General features: G+C 69.7%; 10 protein-coding genes. 1 reads left to right on the top strand and 9 read right to left on the bottom strand.

Annotation, left to right across the window (positions count from 1 at the left end; translation table 11 throughout):
- Nucleotides 1–3,636 carry a hydantoinase B/oxoprolinase family protein gene (locus tag ACWPQI_RS03110; RefSeq protein ID WP_096824251.1) on the top strand — a complete coding sequence of 1,212 codons (3,636 nt, stop codon included), beginning with the start codon at nucleotides 1–3 and terminating at the stop codon, nucleotides 3,634–3,636.
- On the opposite strand, the gene ACWPQI_RS03105 is transcribed toward ACWPQI_RS03110, so the two are convergent.
- The 9 genes from ACWPQI_RS03105 to ACWPQI_RS03065 all read right to left on the bottom strand — a co-directional run bounded on the left by ACWPQI_RS03105 (nucleotide 3,624) and on the right by ACWPQI_RS03065 (nucleotide 15,196).
- Entirely contained in the window at nucleotides 3,624–4,889 is a 1,266-nt protein-coding gene (locus ACWPQI_RS03105; protein ID WP_017680943.1) for an MFS transporter, read from the bottom strand. The genes ACWPQI_RS03110 and ACWPQI_RS03105 overlap by 13 nt on opposite strands.
- 167 nt (nucleotides 4,890–5,056) lie before the next feature.
- Nucleotides 5,057–6,469, bottom strand: coding sequence for a DHA2 family efflux MFS transporter permease subunit (locus tag ACWPQI_RS03100; protein ID WP_082061330.1), 1,413 nt, complete (start codon nucleotides 6,467–6,469; stop codon nucleotides 5,057–5,059).
- A 49-nt stretch (nucleotides 6,470–6,518) separates the two neighbouring features.
- Nucleotides 6,519–8,045: a flavin-containing monooxygenase gene (locus ACWPQI_RS03095; RefSeq protein ID WP_010594558.1), complete on the bottom strand. Its 1,527-nt coding sequence runs from the start codon at nucleotides 8,043–8,045 to the stop codon at nucleotides 6,519–6,521.
- Entirely contained in the window at nucleotides 8,042–8,887 is an 846-nt protein-coding gene (locus ACWPQI_RS03090; protein ID WP_017680946.1) for an SDR family NAD(P)-dependent oxidoreductase, read from the bottom strand. Before ACWPQI_RS03090 ends, ACWPQI_RS03095 begins: the two co-directional genes overlap by 4 nt.
- Nucleotides 8,884–10,236, bottom strand: a complete 1,353-nt coding sequence (locus tag ACWPQI_RS03085; RefSeq protein WP_051059587.1) for a cytochrome P450 — start codon at nucleotides 10,234–10,236, stop codon at nucleotides 8,884–8,886. Before ACWPQI_RS03085 ends, ACWPQI_RS03090 begins: the two co-directional genes overlap by 4 nt.
- Entirely contained in the window at nucleotides 10,233–11,576 is a 1,344-nt protein-coding gene (locus tag ACWPQI_RS03080) for a cation:proton antiporter (RefSeq protein WP_010594561.1), read from the bottom strand. The genes ACWPQI_RS03085 and ACWPQI_RS03080 overlap by 4 nt, the downstream gene beginning before the upstream one ends.
- 9 nt (nucleotides 11,577–11,585) lie before the next feature.
- Nucleotides 11,586–13,376 (bottom strand): NAD(P)/FAD-dependent oxidoreductase, encoded by a 1,791-nt coding sequence (locus ACWPQI_RS03075; RefSeq protein WP_010594562.1) that lies wholly within the window; start codon nucleotides 13,374–13,376, stop codon nucleotides 11,586–11,588.
- A gap of 4 nt (nucleotides 13,377–13,380) precedes the next feature.
- Nucleotides 13,381–14,301: an alpha/beta fold hydrolase gene (locus ACWPQI_RS03070; protein WP_140188261.1), complete on the bottom strand. Its 921-nt coding sequence runs from the start codon at nucleotides 14,299–14,301 to the stop codon at nucleotides 13,381–13,383.
- Nucleotides 14,291–15,196 carry an alpha/beta fold hydrolase gene (locus tag ACWPQI_RS03065; RefSeq protein ID WP_474738636.1) on the bottom strand — a complete coding sequence of 302 codons (906 nt, stop codon included), beginning with the start codon at nucleotides 15,194–15,196 and terminating at the stop codon, nucleotides 14,291–14,293. The genes ACWPQI_RS03070 and ACWPQI_RS03065 overlap by 11 nt, the downstream gene beginning before the upstream one ends.
- Nucleotide 15,197 lies beyond the last annotated feature (1 nt).

The raw sequence follows: 15,197 nt of genomic DNA, 5'->3' as shown, positions 1-15,197 counted from the left end.
ATGGCGACAGCGGAGCAGACGAGCGGACGAGACCGGGCACCCGGGCGCTGGGAGTTCTGGGTGGACCGCGGCGGCACCTTCACCGATGTGGTCGCCCGCCGGCCCGACGGCACCCTGGTGACCCACAAGCTGCTGTCGGAGAACCCGTCCCGATACCGGGACGCGGCCGTGGCCGGGATCCGGGAACTGCTCGGGGTACCGGCCGGCGACCCCGTCACCCCCGGCCTCGTCGAGCAGGTGCGCATGGGCACCACCGTCGCGACGAACGCGCTGCTCGAGCGCACGGGCGACCGGACCGTGCTGGTGATCACCTCAGGTTTCCGAGACGCGCTGCGCATCGGCTACCAGAACCGGCCGCGGATCTTCGACCGCAACATCGTGCTGCCCGAGCTGCTCTACGAGCGGGTGATCGAGGTCGACGAACGCATCCGAGCCGACGGCACGGTGCTGCGGGCCCCGGACCTGGACCGGCTCGAGCGCGATCTGAGGCAGGTGCGCGACGACGGGATCGACTCCGTCGCCGTGGTGTGCATGCACAGCCACCTGTACCCGCAGCACGAGCACGCCGTCGGCGACCTCGCCGAGCGCCTCGGCTTCGGCCAGATCTCCCTGTCCGCGGACGCGAGCCCGCTGATGAAGCTCGTGCCACGCGGCGACACCACCGTCGTCGACGCGTACCTGTCCCCCGTGCTCCGCCACTACGTCGATCGCGTGGCCGACCAGCTGCCGGGTGTCCGGCTGATGTTCATGCAGTCCAACGGCGGGCTCACCGAGGCGATGCACTTCCGCGGCAAGGACGCGATCCTCTCCGGGCCGGCGGGAGGCATCGTCGGCATGAGCCGGATGTCGGCCCTGGCCGGGTTCGACAAGGTGATCGGGTTCGACATGGGTGGCACGTCGACGGACGTGTCGCACTTCGCCGGCGAATACGAGCGCGTCTTCCACACCGTCGTCGCCGGGGTGCGGTTGCGGGCCCCCATGATGGACATCCACACCGTGGCCGCCGGCGGAGGATCGATTCTGCACTTCGACGGCAGCCGGTACCGGGTGGGGCCCGACTCCGCCGGCGCCGACCCGGGTCCGGCCTGCTACCGGGGCGGCGGCCCCCTCACCGTCACCGACGCCAACGTCATGCTCGGGCGCGTGCAGCCCGCCCACTTCCCGCACGTGTTCGGTCCCGGCGGCGACGAACCGCTGGACGAGCAGACGGTGCGGGCCCGGTTCACCGCGCTCGCGGCCGAGATCCGGGAGACGACCGGCGACGACCGCAGCCCCGAGGAGGTCGCCGCGGGCTTCCTGCAGATCGCGGTCGCGAACATGGCCAACGCCGTCAAGCGCATCTCGGTGCAGAAGGGCCACGACGTCACCGAGTACGCCTTGACGACCTTCGGCGGGGCCGGCGGACAGCACGCCTGCGCGGTCGCCGACGCGCTCGGCATCCGGACCGTCCTCGTGCCGCCGCTGGCCGGTGTCCTGTCCGCGCTGGGCATGGGTCTCGCGGACACCACCGCGATGCGCGAGCAGTCCGTCGTCGTCGAACTGGACGACGAGGCGATGCCCCGGCTGCGCGACGTCGCCGCCGAACTCGAGGCCGCGGCGCGCACGGAACTGCTCGACGAGGACGTGCCCACCGAGCGCATCGACGTGACCGTCCGGGCACACCTGCGCTACGACGGCACCGACACCTCCGTGCCCGTCGCGCTCGCCGACCCGGCGACGATGACCGCGGAGTTCGAAGCCGTGCACCGGCGCACCTACTCGTTCCTCATGGACCGGCCGCTGATCGTCGATGCCGTCGCGGTCGAGGCCGTCGGGGCCACGCGCCGGCCCGATCTGTCCGGGCTCGGTCGCGCCGACAGCGACGCGACCGGGTCCACCCGCCCGTCCCCCGACACCGTCCGGATGTTCGTCGACGGGTCGTGGCGCGAGGCACCGCTGTACCGTCGCGAGCACCTCGCCCCCGGCGACTCCGTGGCCGGCCCGGCCATCGTCGCGGAGGACAACTCGACCACCGTCGTCGAGGCCGGCTGGGAGGCGGCGATGTCGGAACAGGGTCATCTCGTGCTGGCCCGGGTGCGCGCCCACGACGGCGCGGAGGTGGGCACCCACGCCGATCCGGTCATGCTCGAGATCTTCAACAACCTGTTCATGTCGATCGCCGAGCAGATGGGCACGACTCTCGAGTCCACCGCGCAGTCCGTGAACATCAAGGAGCGTCTGGACTTCTCGTGCGCGCTGTTCGATCCGGACGGAAACCTGATCGCGAACGCGCCGCACATCCCCGTCCATCTCGGCTCGATGGGCACGAGCGTGCAGGAAGTGGTGCGCCGCCGGCACGGGTCGATGAAACCCGGGGACGTGTACGCGGTCAACGACCCGTATCACGGCGGTACCCACCTGCCGGACGTCACGGTGATCACGCCCGTGTTCGACGGGTCCGGCGAGCACATCCTCTTCTTCGTCGCCTCCCGCGGTCACCACGCCGAAATAGGCGGAACCACACCGGGTTCCATGCCCGCCGCCAGCCGCGACATCCGCGAGGAGGGCATCCTGTTCGACAACTGGCTGCTCGTCGAGAACGGAGCCTTCCGGGAGGCCGAGACCCGTGCGCTGCTCAGCGGCGGCCCGTACCCGTCCCGGAACCCCGACACCAACCTCGCGGACCTGCGCGCCCAGGTCGCGGCCAACGCGCGCGGCGTGGTCGAGGTGGGCCGGATGATCGACCACTTCGGTCTCGACGTCGTCGAGGCCTACATGCGGCACGTGCAGGACAACGCCGAGGAGGAAGTGCGCCGTGTCGTCGACCGTCTCCACGACGGCGAGTACCGCTACGAGATGGACTCCGGTGCGGTGATCGCGGTCCGGATCACCGTCGACCGGCAGGCACGCTCGGCGACGATCGACTTCACCGGCACGTCACCGCAACTCGCGTCGAACTTCAACGCGCCGGCCTCGGTCGCGCGGGCCGCGACGCTGTACGTCTTCCGCACGCTCGTCGCCGACGACATCCCCCTCAACGACGGTTGTCTGCGTCCGCTGCACATCGTCGTCCCCGACGGGTCGATGCTCGCCCCCGAATTCCCCGCCGCGGTCGTCGCCGGCAACGTCGAGACGTCGCAGGCCGTCACCGGCGCGCTCTACGCGGCGCTGCGGGTGCAGGCCGAGGGTGCCGGGACCATGAACAACGTCACCTTCGGCAACGAGCGGTACCAGTACTACGAGACGCTCGGCTCCGGGTCGGGTGCGGGCGAGGGCTTCGACGGGACGTCGGTGGTGCAGACACACATGACCAACTCGCGTCTGACCGATCCCGAGGTACTGGAGTGGCGCCTGCCGGTGTTGCTGGAGGCGTTCACGATTCGTCACGGCAGCGGTGGCGGCGGCCGGTGGCGCGGCGGCGACGGCGCCGTGCGACGGCTCCGGTTCCTCGAGCCGATGACCGTCAGCACGCTGTCCGGACACCGGCGCGTGCCGCCGTACGGGATGGCCGGTGGCGAGCCGGGCGCCCTGGGCGGCAACCGCATCGAACGCGCCGAAGGCACCGTCACCCGCATGGCCGGCTGCGACTCCGTCGAGGTCGGGGCCGGTGACGTGCTCGTGGTCGAGACCCCGGGCGGTGGCGGCTACGGACGATAGGACGAACGGGACTCCGGGACGGGATCGAGTTCCCGCAGGACGGGCAGCGCGAAGCACACCGCCGCGACACCGACCATCGGCAGGGCCAGCGCGAAGAACGTCGTGCGCACACCCGTCGCGTCGATCAGGGGCCCGGCGATCAGGATCCCGGCCGGGCCCGCCGCGTACGCGGTCGAGGTCATCACACCGACGACGCGGCCCCGCATGTGCTCCGGGCTGCGGGTCTGCATGGCCCAGTTCGCGATCGGCCCCACCGGACCGTACGCCAGGCCGATGAGGATGCCCAGCAGCACGAGGACCCCCAGCGGCGGCAGGAACGCCATGCCGATCGTCGCCGCACCCAGCACCGTGACCGCGACGAGCATCAGGGTGCGGCGCCGCAGACGCGACGCGAAGGCGCCGTAAGCCAGGGCACCCACCAGACCACCGACACTCAGCGACATCATCACCCAGCCGAGCCGGGCCGGCGCGTCCATCCCGGTGAAGTAGGTCGGAAGCAGCACCGACTCGATCGGCAGGAACAACGCCACGACGATCATGTCGACCAGTGCGAGCGTGCGCAGCAACCGGTCTCGCCACACGAACCGCAGCCCCTCGAGGGTGCCGGCCCACAGCGAAGCCGGGCGGGTGGACCGGTCGGGCCGGCCGGCGTGCTCGAGCCGGAGGAAGGCGACGGTGACGAGGGAGAGCACGAAGCACGCCGACGTCACCCACAGGGTGTTCTCGGGGCCGACGGCGGCGATGAGGACGCCGCCGACACCCGGGCCGATCAGGTAGGCGAGGTTGTAGTTCGCCTCGTAGAGGCTGTTGGCGCGGTCCAGTGACCACCCTGCGGCGCGGGTCGCCGCCGGCAGCATCGATTCGCGCGCCGAGATGCCCGCCGGGTCGAAGACGGCGCCGAGGGCCGCGAGCGCGGCCAGCAGGGGCACCGAGAGTCCGACGGTCGCGGCGAGGACCGGGATGGCCGCGACCGACAGCGCCGAGAGCGCATCGGAGACCAGGGCGGTGCGCCGGCGCCCGAACCGGTCGACGACGGTCCCGGTGAGCAGGCTCGCCAGCAGCAGCGGCACGGTGGCTGCACCCGCGACGATCGCCGCGTCGGTGGCCCGGCCGGTCTGTTCGAGCACCAGCCACGGCAGTGCGACGACCACGATGCCGTTGCCGGTGGCGGACAGCAGGGTGGCGACGCCGAGCAGGGTCAGGGGCGCGAAGCGGCGGGTGGTCAGGTCGAGGGCGGTCACGTCGATCGGCATTCACTCGGAGGCGGGGGTGCCGCGACGCTAGCAGGAGCCCGGGGATCGGCACGAGCGATTTTCGGGCGGGGGCGCCGTCCCGAACCGAGCCGCGACGGGAGCCGCGGCATCGAGGATCCGATGTCGCGGCGCACGACGCGACCGGCGGGTCCGCCGCCGGGCTGCCGCTACCGGAGCGCCTCGGCGGACGCTCGGCGCGACCTCATCCCCATCGCGGTGGCGGCACTCGCGAGCGCGACCACTGCGATCGCCCACCATGCGTACGTGAACACCGCCAGCGTCTCGGCGTCGGCGGAACCGAACTCGCCGAGAATGGCGACCAGCATGGACACGCCCAGCACGTACCCCATCTGACGGCTGGTGTTGACCACCGCACTGCCCGTGGACACTCGTGCGGGCGGCAGATCGACCGTGGCCTTGGCCAGGAGGTTGGGCAGCGAGAAGCCGACGCCCACACCGACGAGGAGCCAGCCCGGCAGCACCTGCGTGGCGTAGTTCACCTCCTCGGTGGCGCTGACGGCCAGCATGATCACCCCCACGCCGACGAGCACGTTGCCGATCGCCACGAGGGTGGACGGTGCGAGACGATTCGACAGGCGCTGGCTCACCGCCGCGAAGATCGGCACCATCAGCGGGCTGGGTGCCACCGCCAGACCCGTGACCAGGGCGCTGTAGTGCGCACCCGTCTGCAGGCGGAGGATCACGCTCAGCAGTACCGCGCCGAAGGCCGTGCAGAACAGCAGGGCGGTGACGTTCGACCAGAAGAAGGACCGCACCCGCAGCAGCGCGGGATCCACGACCGGCGCCGGGTGCCGTCGCATCCGGACGGCCACTGCGGCGAGCCCGACGACGGCGACCGCGAAGGCAGTCAGGGTGCCGGTTCCCGACCAGCCCCACTCCTGCCCCTTCACCAGCGCGAGGGCGAGCGAGCCCAGGGCCACCGCGAGCACCGCCGCGCCGAGGACGTCGGGAATCCGCGTCACGGTGGCGTCCTTCGTCTCGGGCAGCAGCACGACGGCCCCCACCACCGCCGCGATGCCGACCGGCACGTTGATCAGGAACACCCACTGCCAGGACACCTTCACGAGCGCCCCGCCGATCACCGGCCCGACCGCCGCGGCCAGGGAGGTCGACGTGGCCCAGATCTTCACCGCAGTGGCGCGCCGCTCGGGCGGCAGTGCCGTCAGCAGCAGACCCAGGCTCGTGGGAGTCAGGGCCGCCGCCCCGACCGCCTGCAGGACCCGGAATCCGACGAGCCACCAGAGCGTCGGACCGAGCGCGCACGCCAGACTCGCGACCGTGAACACCACGAGCCCGACGACGAACCCCGCTCTGCGACCGTAGCGGTCGGCCAGCCGGCCGGCCGGAATGAGCAGGGCCGCATACACAATGGTGTACGCATTCAGGACCCAGCTCAGGTCCGCCAGGGACGATCCGGGATACCCCTCCCCGATCGCGGCGAAGGCGACGCTGACGACGAACACGTCGAGCATCGCCATGAACGCCGCCGAGCACAGTACGAGCAACATGAGATTGGACCGGTCCCGAACCGGGGCGTCACCCGTCTGCTCGCCGACCATCGTCCGACTTGATTCGACCATGGCCCGACTCTAAACGGCTGACTATGGTCTACACAAGTCTGGTCCGGCCGGACGACGAAACATTCTGTCCCGGACAGTCTTCGCGTCGACGAGATGCTCCCGTGGACCCGAACGGCACGAGTGACCCCCGCAGCGACGTGCGCCGAAGGGTGAGAGCGTCGCGCACATAGTTCCTGGCCCGCCAGGGATCTCGATCTCCGTGACGCGGAAACCGATCGACCGACCGGCAGATGTACCCCGACGACAGGTCCAGGAAGGGACGCGCCGCCAGCGTCTCCTCCCGGCGCGGCACCACCGGCACCTGCCCGTTGCGGTCGATATGGCTCAGCACCCTGCACATCACGCGTGCGTTGAGATCCGCGCGCAACGTCCACGACGCATTCGCATATCCGATCCCCGCCGCGAAATTCGGCACCCCGGTCACCATCGTGCCCTGCCAGAGGAACTCGTCGGACATCGTCACCGGCCGGCCGTCCACGACGAAGTCGATGCCGCCGAACACCTGCATCTGCAATCCGGTTGCGGTGACGACGATATCGGCTTCGAGGACACGCCCCGACCGCAGACGAATCCCCGCGGGGACGAACCGGTCGACGTGGTCGGTCACCATCGTGACCGTGCCGTGCCGGATCGCGGTGAACAAATCCTCGTCCACGACGGCACACAGCCGCTGATCCCACGGCGCATAGGTGGGGGTGAAGTGCTCGGCGACGGTGTCCCGATCCCGCAGGGAGCGGGTGACCAGACGGGTCAGCAGCGACCGTGCGGCCCGCGGATACCGTCGACAGAACCAGTACAGCGAGCCGGTGAAGGCGATGTTCTTCGCACGCACCAACCGATGGGCTGCGAGCGGCGGCAGCACCGCCCGCGCCCAGTCCGCAGCGATGTCCCGGCGCGGCAGCGGGAACACCCACGTCGGTGAGCGCTGCAGCATCGTCACGTGCTCGGCGCGCTCCGCCATCGACGGCGCCAAGGTGATGGCCGTGGCTCCGCTCCCGATGATCACGACGCGTCGGCCCGTGTAGTCCAGTTCCCCGGGCCAGAACTGCGGATGGACCACCGTTCCGGTGAACGACTCGATGCCCTCGAAATCGGGGGTGTACGCGCGTTCGTAGTCGTAGTACCCGGCACAGGCGTAGAGGAACGCACACGTCACGGTGCGGCGGGCCGTCTCGTCCGGGCCGACCCGCTGTTCGACGGTGAGACTCCACCGCGAGCGGGCCGAATCCCACGACGCCTCGACGACACGGCTGTTGTACCGGATCCTGCCGGCGATGCCGCCCTCCGCCGCGGCCTCCTCGAGATAGTCCAGAATCGCCTGCCGGCCGGCGATCGCGTCCGCGCCGCGCCACGGCTTGAACGGGTAACTCAGGGTGAACATGTCGGAGTCGGATCGGACCCCCGGATAGGTGAACAGACTCCAGGTGCCACCGAGGCACGCGCGTGCCTCGAAGATCGCGAACGTCTTGTCCGGAAGTTCCCGCCCGAGACGACAGGCGGCGCCGATACCGGACAGCCCGGCCCCCACGATGACGACATCGAAGTGCTCGGTCATTTCCGGTTCCGATCCGCTGCGACGGTGAACGGATTGGTCACGGCCAGTACCCGCTGATACCCCGCTCCGGTCACCCGCTGAAACATGTCGAGCCCCTTCGCCTCCCAGCCGATCACCACGCGCGCCCTGCGACGTCGCACCCCGGCGACGATGGCCCGGGCCGCCATCTCCGGTGAATGGAACGCCAGCCGCCGATCGAAGATCTCCGCGACCGACGCCGCGTCGATCCCCCGAGCCGTCGTCGCGTTGCGTGCCACCGCAGTCCTGATCCCACCCGGATGCACGCACGTGACCCGGACCGGAAGCCGTTCGGCGATCATCTCCTGGCGCAGCGCTTCGGTGAACCCTCGGACGGCGAACTTCGCCGAGTTGTACGCGCTCTGCCCGCCCAGCGAGAGCAAGCCGAAAAGGCTCGAGATGTTGACGACGTGACCGTCGCCCGACGCGACGAGGTGCGGCAGGAACGCCTTCGTCCCGTGTACGACGCCCCAGTAGTCCACCGCCAGGACGCGTTCCATGTCGGCGAAGTCCGACTCCAGGACACTGCCGAAGTAGGCGATGCCCGCGTTGTTGTACACCTGGTGCACGATGCCGAACTCCGCCACCACCTCCTCGGCGTACCGCGAGACGGCGTCTCGATCGGACACGTCGAGAAGTGCCGTCGACACGTAGGCACCGTGGGATTCGCATCGGCGCGCAGTCTCGGCCAGAGTGCTGCCGTCGATGTCGGAGAGAGCGAGTCGCGCACCCCGACCGGCCAGGTTCTCCGCGAGTGCGCGGCCGATTCCGGACCCGGCACCGGTGACCACACAGGTCTTTCCCGTGAACACGGTCGGGCTCACGGCGTCACCGCCTTCGTGGTGCGTCGCCGGGCCACTACGCGAGCTCCCCGCGACGGAACGGTCGTGATGTTGCGTGCCTTCTGCTTCTCCGGACGCCGGCCGGGCGGGCTGAGATCGTAGGCGCGCAACACCTCCCGCAGGACGACCGTCATCTCCATGGCCGCGAACGCGGCACCCGGACACCGGCGTGCACCGCCGCCGAACGGAATCCAGGTGTTCGCCGCGGGCTGGACGCCCAGGAACCGCTCCGGCCGGAACTCGCCCGGTGATTCGTGATGCTCGGGGTCGGCGTGAACGATGCCGATCGCGGGGAGCACGGTGATGCCCGCGGGCAACCGGTATCCGCCCAGTTCCACGGGTGCGGTGAGCTGGCGGGCCACATCCTGGATCACCGGCTTGAGGCGCAGCGCCTCCTTGGCCACCGCGCCGAGATACTCGTCGTCCCCCGCGTCCGCCGCCTTCTGCGCGTCTGCCAGTACGCCGGGGTTGCGGACCAGTTCGTGGAAGGCCCATGCCAGCCCCGTGGCCGTGGTGTCGTGACCGGCCAGGAGAATGGAGATGAGCTGATCCCGCAGTTCTGCATCGCCGAGCCCACCGTCTGCGTCGTCCACCGCGGCCTGCACCAGCCGGGAGAGCACGTCGGTTCGGTCGTGCAGGTCGCCCGCGACCCGACGTTCGGAGATCTCGGCGTAGACGATCTCGTCGAATCTGCGCTGATGCTTCCAGTGCGTGCTCCAGGGCCGGATCCGCGCAAGCTTCGGGCTGTGCAGTCCCATCAACGTGATCGGGTCGATCTCCGTGATGTGCCGGATCGCGGGTCGCAACTCGGCGAGGCGGTCGGGCGCGGTGACACCCAGCACGACGGTGAGGATGACCTCCAGCATGAGGTCCTGCAGCCGCTCCAATGTGGCGAAGGGGCGGCCCACGGGCCAGTGCGCGACCTCGTGCCGGACCAGCGTGGTCACGTCGTCGCGGTAGCCCTGCAGCGCCCGAGCACTGAACGCGGGCGTGAGCAGCCGCCGGACCCGCTTGTGCCGGTCCTCGTCGGTGACCAGCACGGCGTGCTCGCCCATGACCGGGCGCATGATGGCATTGCCCTCGCCGGCATGGTAGATCTCGGGGCTGCCGGCGAAGACCGTCCGGATGTCCTCCTGCCGTCCGAGCACCACCATGGGCCGGTACGGCGCGGTGGGCTCGATCAGGAAGGTGTCGCCGTAGCGCCGCGTGAGCACGGGATAGATGCGATGCCGCGCCAGCGTGAACAGCAGGGTCTGGACCACGGCGGGCAACCTCGGGCCGGGCGGCAGCGATGTCGGGGGATGCGAGGTTTCGGATCGGGACAGGGTCATCGTGGTTCCTCGAGTGAGACGGTGCCGGCCCCGGACCGGGACTCGGCGGGTCGCGCGCCGGGTTCCTCCGCGGCAGCGCGGTCGGAGCGGCCGACGGCGCGGCGCAGGATGGGCGGGGCCATGACGGACGTGACGACGGCGACCAGGACCAGGGCCGTGTACGCCTCGGTGCCGAGCACTCCCAGGCTCAGGCCGACGGTGGCGATGATCACCTCCACCACACCGCGTGCGTTCATCCCGGCCCCCAGGGCGATACATTCCGCGCGGTCGAGACCGCTGAGCCTGCCGCCGACGAACGCACCGGCAAACTTCCCGGCGACGGCCACGACGAGGAGCCCGGTCGTCGCCAGCAGGACACCGGGCCGGAGCAGACCGGACAGGTCCATCCGGAGCCCCGCGGTGGCGAAGAACAGCGGGGCGAGGACCGACATGACAACCGCATGCAGGGGTGCGAGGACCGGCGCGCGCACGCCGCCGGAGCCGATGAGGACGCCGGCGACGAACGCGCCCAGGATCGGCTCCAGTCCCATGGCGTGCGTGGCCGCCGCACCGCCGAGGACGAGGATCACCGTCGTACTCACCATCGCAGTCGAATCGCGTGACGCCTCGGCGTGGCGCACCGCGCGGCGCACGAGCATCCTGCCGATCGTCGCGGCGAAGAGCACGACACCGGCGAGACATCCGACCGGCTCCAGCACGTCCGATACCCCCAGTGCCCCGGCCGTCACCAACGCGGACACCAGCGAGAGCAGGAACCAGGCGATGACGTCGTCGATCACCGCTGCGGACAGGACGAGCTGCCCGATCCTGCGGTCGGTCAGCCCGAGTTCCATGAGCACCTTGGCGATGACCGGGACTGCGGTCACGCAGATCGCCACCCCGACGAACATCGCGAAGATGGCCGGGCTCGTGCCCTCCGGGCGCATGGGGGGCGGCGCGATCGCACCGATGCCGACACCGAGTGCGAGGGGGATCAGCAGGCCGGCAAGGCTGATCTTGGCTGCCGGGCCGGCCAGTCGTCGCAGACGCCCGACGTCCACGTGCATTCCCGCCAGACCGACGAGCAGCAGTACGCCGAACTGGCCGACGGCGTCGAGAAGGTGGACCTGCCCGCCCTCCGCAGGGAACAGCCACCCCCACACGCCGGGAGCAACGTGCGCCAGGACGGACGGACCGAGCAGCACTCCGGCCAGCAATTCCCCGGCAAGCGCGGGCAGGCCGAGCCTGACCGCCAGGCCGCCGAGGACCCGCGCACCCAGCAACAGCACGGTGACCTGCACCAGGAACACCAGCAACCAGTGCGCCGGCAGCGGCGCGGTGAGGTCGAGTGCCAATGTCATCGGAGTCGCCTAGTCGAGTCCGCCGACCCGACGCCAGTCCCGGTTGCGATACGACACCATGTCGCGGGCCACCTGCATGCTCAGCCCGCTGCCGTGGCGCAGCTCCGACAGATACAACTTGCCCGCTTCCTTCGCCACTCCGGCGAATCCGTTGGTGAAGTAGGTTCCGCGGATGTGGGGCGGACTGGCGTACTTGCCCCACAACAGAAGCCGGGTCATGTCCCACAGCGTGAACTCACCCGTGGGCAGACGATTGTCCGGGTCGAGCGCTCGCCAACCGGTCCAGCGCGCGGACGGAACCAGCTCGCTCTCCTTCAGCGCGACGTGGATGCGATGGCCGGCCTCGGTCGCGTCGATCTCCTTGTCGCGGTATGCCTGCATCGCCGCGCACGCCGCATCGAACATCGCAGCGAACCGCGGATTGTCGACGGCCTGCAGCCCGCGGTAGGGCGGTTGCTCCAACCGGTCGAACACCGCCTTGTCCCTGGTCTTCTCGTACTCCATGACGGTCTGCATCTGCGCGTTGGCGCCGTACATGGTGGCCAGGCACCACACCCGGTGCCATGCATTCCACAGGTCGAAGTGGTCCCAGGAGGTGTACGAGAAGCTGACGAGATCGTCGTAGTACCGGAACGACCGCTTCGTCCAGGTCTGGACGTACTCGAACCGCTCCACCGAGAAGTCGTCCTCCCGGACGGCGGAGATCAGACGGTGACCGAGTGCGTTGAGGATCATCATGGTGACCGCGAGACCGCTGGAGAACAGCGGATCGATGAAGTCGGAGGCATGCGGGAGCAGGACCCAGCGATCGCCGACGATCCGCTTCGATGCGAACTGGCTCCGGTTCGAGGACGTGTACGGCCGCACCGCCCTGGCCGCCCGCATCTGCCGCTGGATCGTGGGAAAGCGATCGACGTGCGCCCAGAACTCCTCCTCCGGCGTCTCGCCGTCTCGTTTCGGGTACACGTCGATATCGAGATTGATTCCGACACTGCACAGTTGACTGGTGGTGCCCACGTGGTTGTCGAAGGGGATCACCCACGCCCAGCCGCCCTCGAACAGGTGGTGCAGCGTTCCCTGGGAGAACGGGCTCGGCATCAGGTGCTGCTTGCGCGGCGGGGCCACGCGGTCGAACGGTTCGACACCCACGAAGTGGTTGAAGATCGTGCGGGACCGGGTCCGGTACGGCGGGTCGATGCGCAGATCGAGCTGCTCGCCCAGCAGACTGCGCATGCCTCCCGCGTCCACCACGAAGCCGGCCCGGAAGTCACCGCTCGACGCGGTCCGGATGGTCGCCCCGTCGGAGTCGAAGTCGACCGCGGTGACCGGTGTGTAGGTCAGACCCGTCGCACCGTACGACAGCGCGACCTGGAACATGTAGGCGTCGACGTCCTGCCGGAAGAAGTGCGAATCCGGGCCGATGGGCGGGCTCCACGTCGGATGCTGTGTGCATTCCTCGGCCGCGAACGGCTCTCCTTCGCGGTGGTACGCGAATCCGAAATTGCGTTTCACACCGGATGCGGCACTGACCTTCCGGCGAAGTGTGTTGTGCCCGGCCAGGTATCCCAGCTCCGGGACGTCGTAGCGACGCGCCAGCACCCGCAGCCCGACGATCGTCTCCGGCACGGTCGATTCCCCGATCGCGAAGCGTGGGTGTCCGCCGGCTTCGATCATCACGACCCGGACGCCGTTGCGGGCGAGGATCGCCGCGAGCGCGGTTCCGCCGATGCCGCCACCGATGATGGCGACGTCGAAGGTGCGGGTGTCGTCGGCCACCTCGGGTCTACTGATTTCCAGCATCGTCTCAGCTCTCCTGGTTCGTCGAGATTGCGGCAGCCGGCACCGAGCTGGTGCGCTGCACGAAGTCCGCGAGCAGCTGTGCCACTTCGAACGGTTTGTCCTCGGGAAGCAGCGAACACGAGTCGGCGATCCACTCGAGTCCGGCATCCGCGAAATCCCCGGCGAGACGCTCGGCGTGTTCGGGTGGGAACACGCGATCCTCCCGGGACCACACGACCAGCACCGGCCCCGGGAAGTCGCCGAACGACTCTGCGGCCGCGAGGACAGCGCTCGGTTCCAGGCTGCGGAGCATACGGCGGAGGTCTGCGTAGACGGCGTCGCTCTCGAGGCCCGGGAGGACCCACGAGTCGGAGGTGGCCGGTTCGACCGGTCGACGCGCGAGCCAGCCGTAGGACATCGGGAGCCGCCGCAGGGCCCGGATGCGCAACGGGCCGAGGATCAGTTCACGCGCCGCCGGCGCGTAGGCGATGGCCTTCATGATCGCCCGGTACCGCCGCGGTGGGCAGTTGTCGTACGCACCGCCGGCCGTCAGGACCAGCCGTCGGACGAGGTCCGGCCGCGTCGTGGCAACCAGTTGAGCGACGGGGGTGCCGCCGTCGTTGCCGACCAGCGTCACCTCACGCAGATCGAGTGCTTCGAGCGCCTCCGTCACGATCGCCGCCAATCCGGCGAAGGACAGATCCGCGTCGGGCATCGGGACGGAATGGGCGCCGAAGGGAAGGTCCAGCGCGATGCAGCGGAAGCGCCCGGACAGAGCGGCAACCACCTTGCGCCAGACGTTCGCATTCGTGAGTGGACCGTGGAGGAGAACGATCGGTTCACCGGCACCGGCCTCGAAGTAGGCGAGCCGGCCGGTGGACAGTGTGAGCTCGCGCCGTGTGCCGAGACTGCGATGGCGCCACCATGCGCGACGATCATCGGTCATGTGGGACTCTCGTTTCGGTCGTGGTGATGAAGTGGGAGACGAGTGCGGCCACCCGCTCGGGTCGGTCCTCGGGTGCGAGGGTGTAGGCGTCCTGGATCCACTCCAGCCGTGCATCCGGAAAGTCCCTCGTGAGCCGGTGCGCATTGACAGGCGGACAGAATCGGTCCTCCCGGGACCACGCGACGAGGACGGGACCGTCGAACCTGTCGAAGTGCCGCGCTGCTTCCAGTGTGTGCCGCGACTGCAGACCGGTCACCACTCGCGCCAGGTCCCGACGCACTCCGCGATCCCGGATCGCCGGCAGCACATACGAATCCGAGATGTGGGGCGGAAGTGCTCGTCGGGTGAGCCAGCCCTGGGCGATCGGCAGACGCCGCAAGGACCGCACCGTCATCGGCGCCAGAATCGGGAGCAGGCCTCCCGGCACCGACGCCGCGAGCTTGAAGAAGCCGAATGCCGCGGGCGGACAGTCTCCGTACGCATCACTGGAGGTGAGGACCAGGCGTCCGACGAGATCGGGACGTTGTGCGACGACGAGCTGCGCGACCGCGCCGCCCGTGTCGTTCGCCAGCACGGTTGCGCCACTGAGCCCGAGCGTCTCGATCGAGTCGACGACCAGTCGCGCCAGCCCGGGGAGTGACAGGTCGACGTGGGGCACGCCGGCGTCGTGCGATCCGAACGGCAGGTCGAGCGTCACGCACCGGAACTGCGTCGACAGCGGGGGCACGACCCGGCGCCACAGGTTCGCGTTGACCATCGCGCCGTGGACGAGGACGATCGGTTCGCCGTCTCCGCGTTCGAAGTAGCGTACCGCCCCCGACCCGATACGCACGTCGCCGCGTTCGCCGAGATCGGGATGCCGCCAGCCGGGCTGGAATCGATTGTGCACCGTCACG

The organism is Rhodococcus sp. LMD (assembly GCF_056108245.1).
This window is presented reverse-complemented; position numbering and strand designations above follow the sequence as displayed.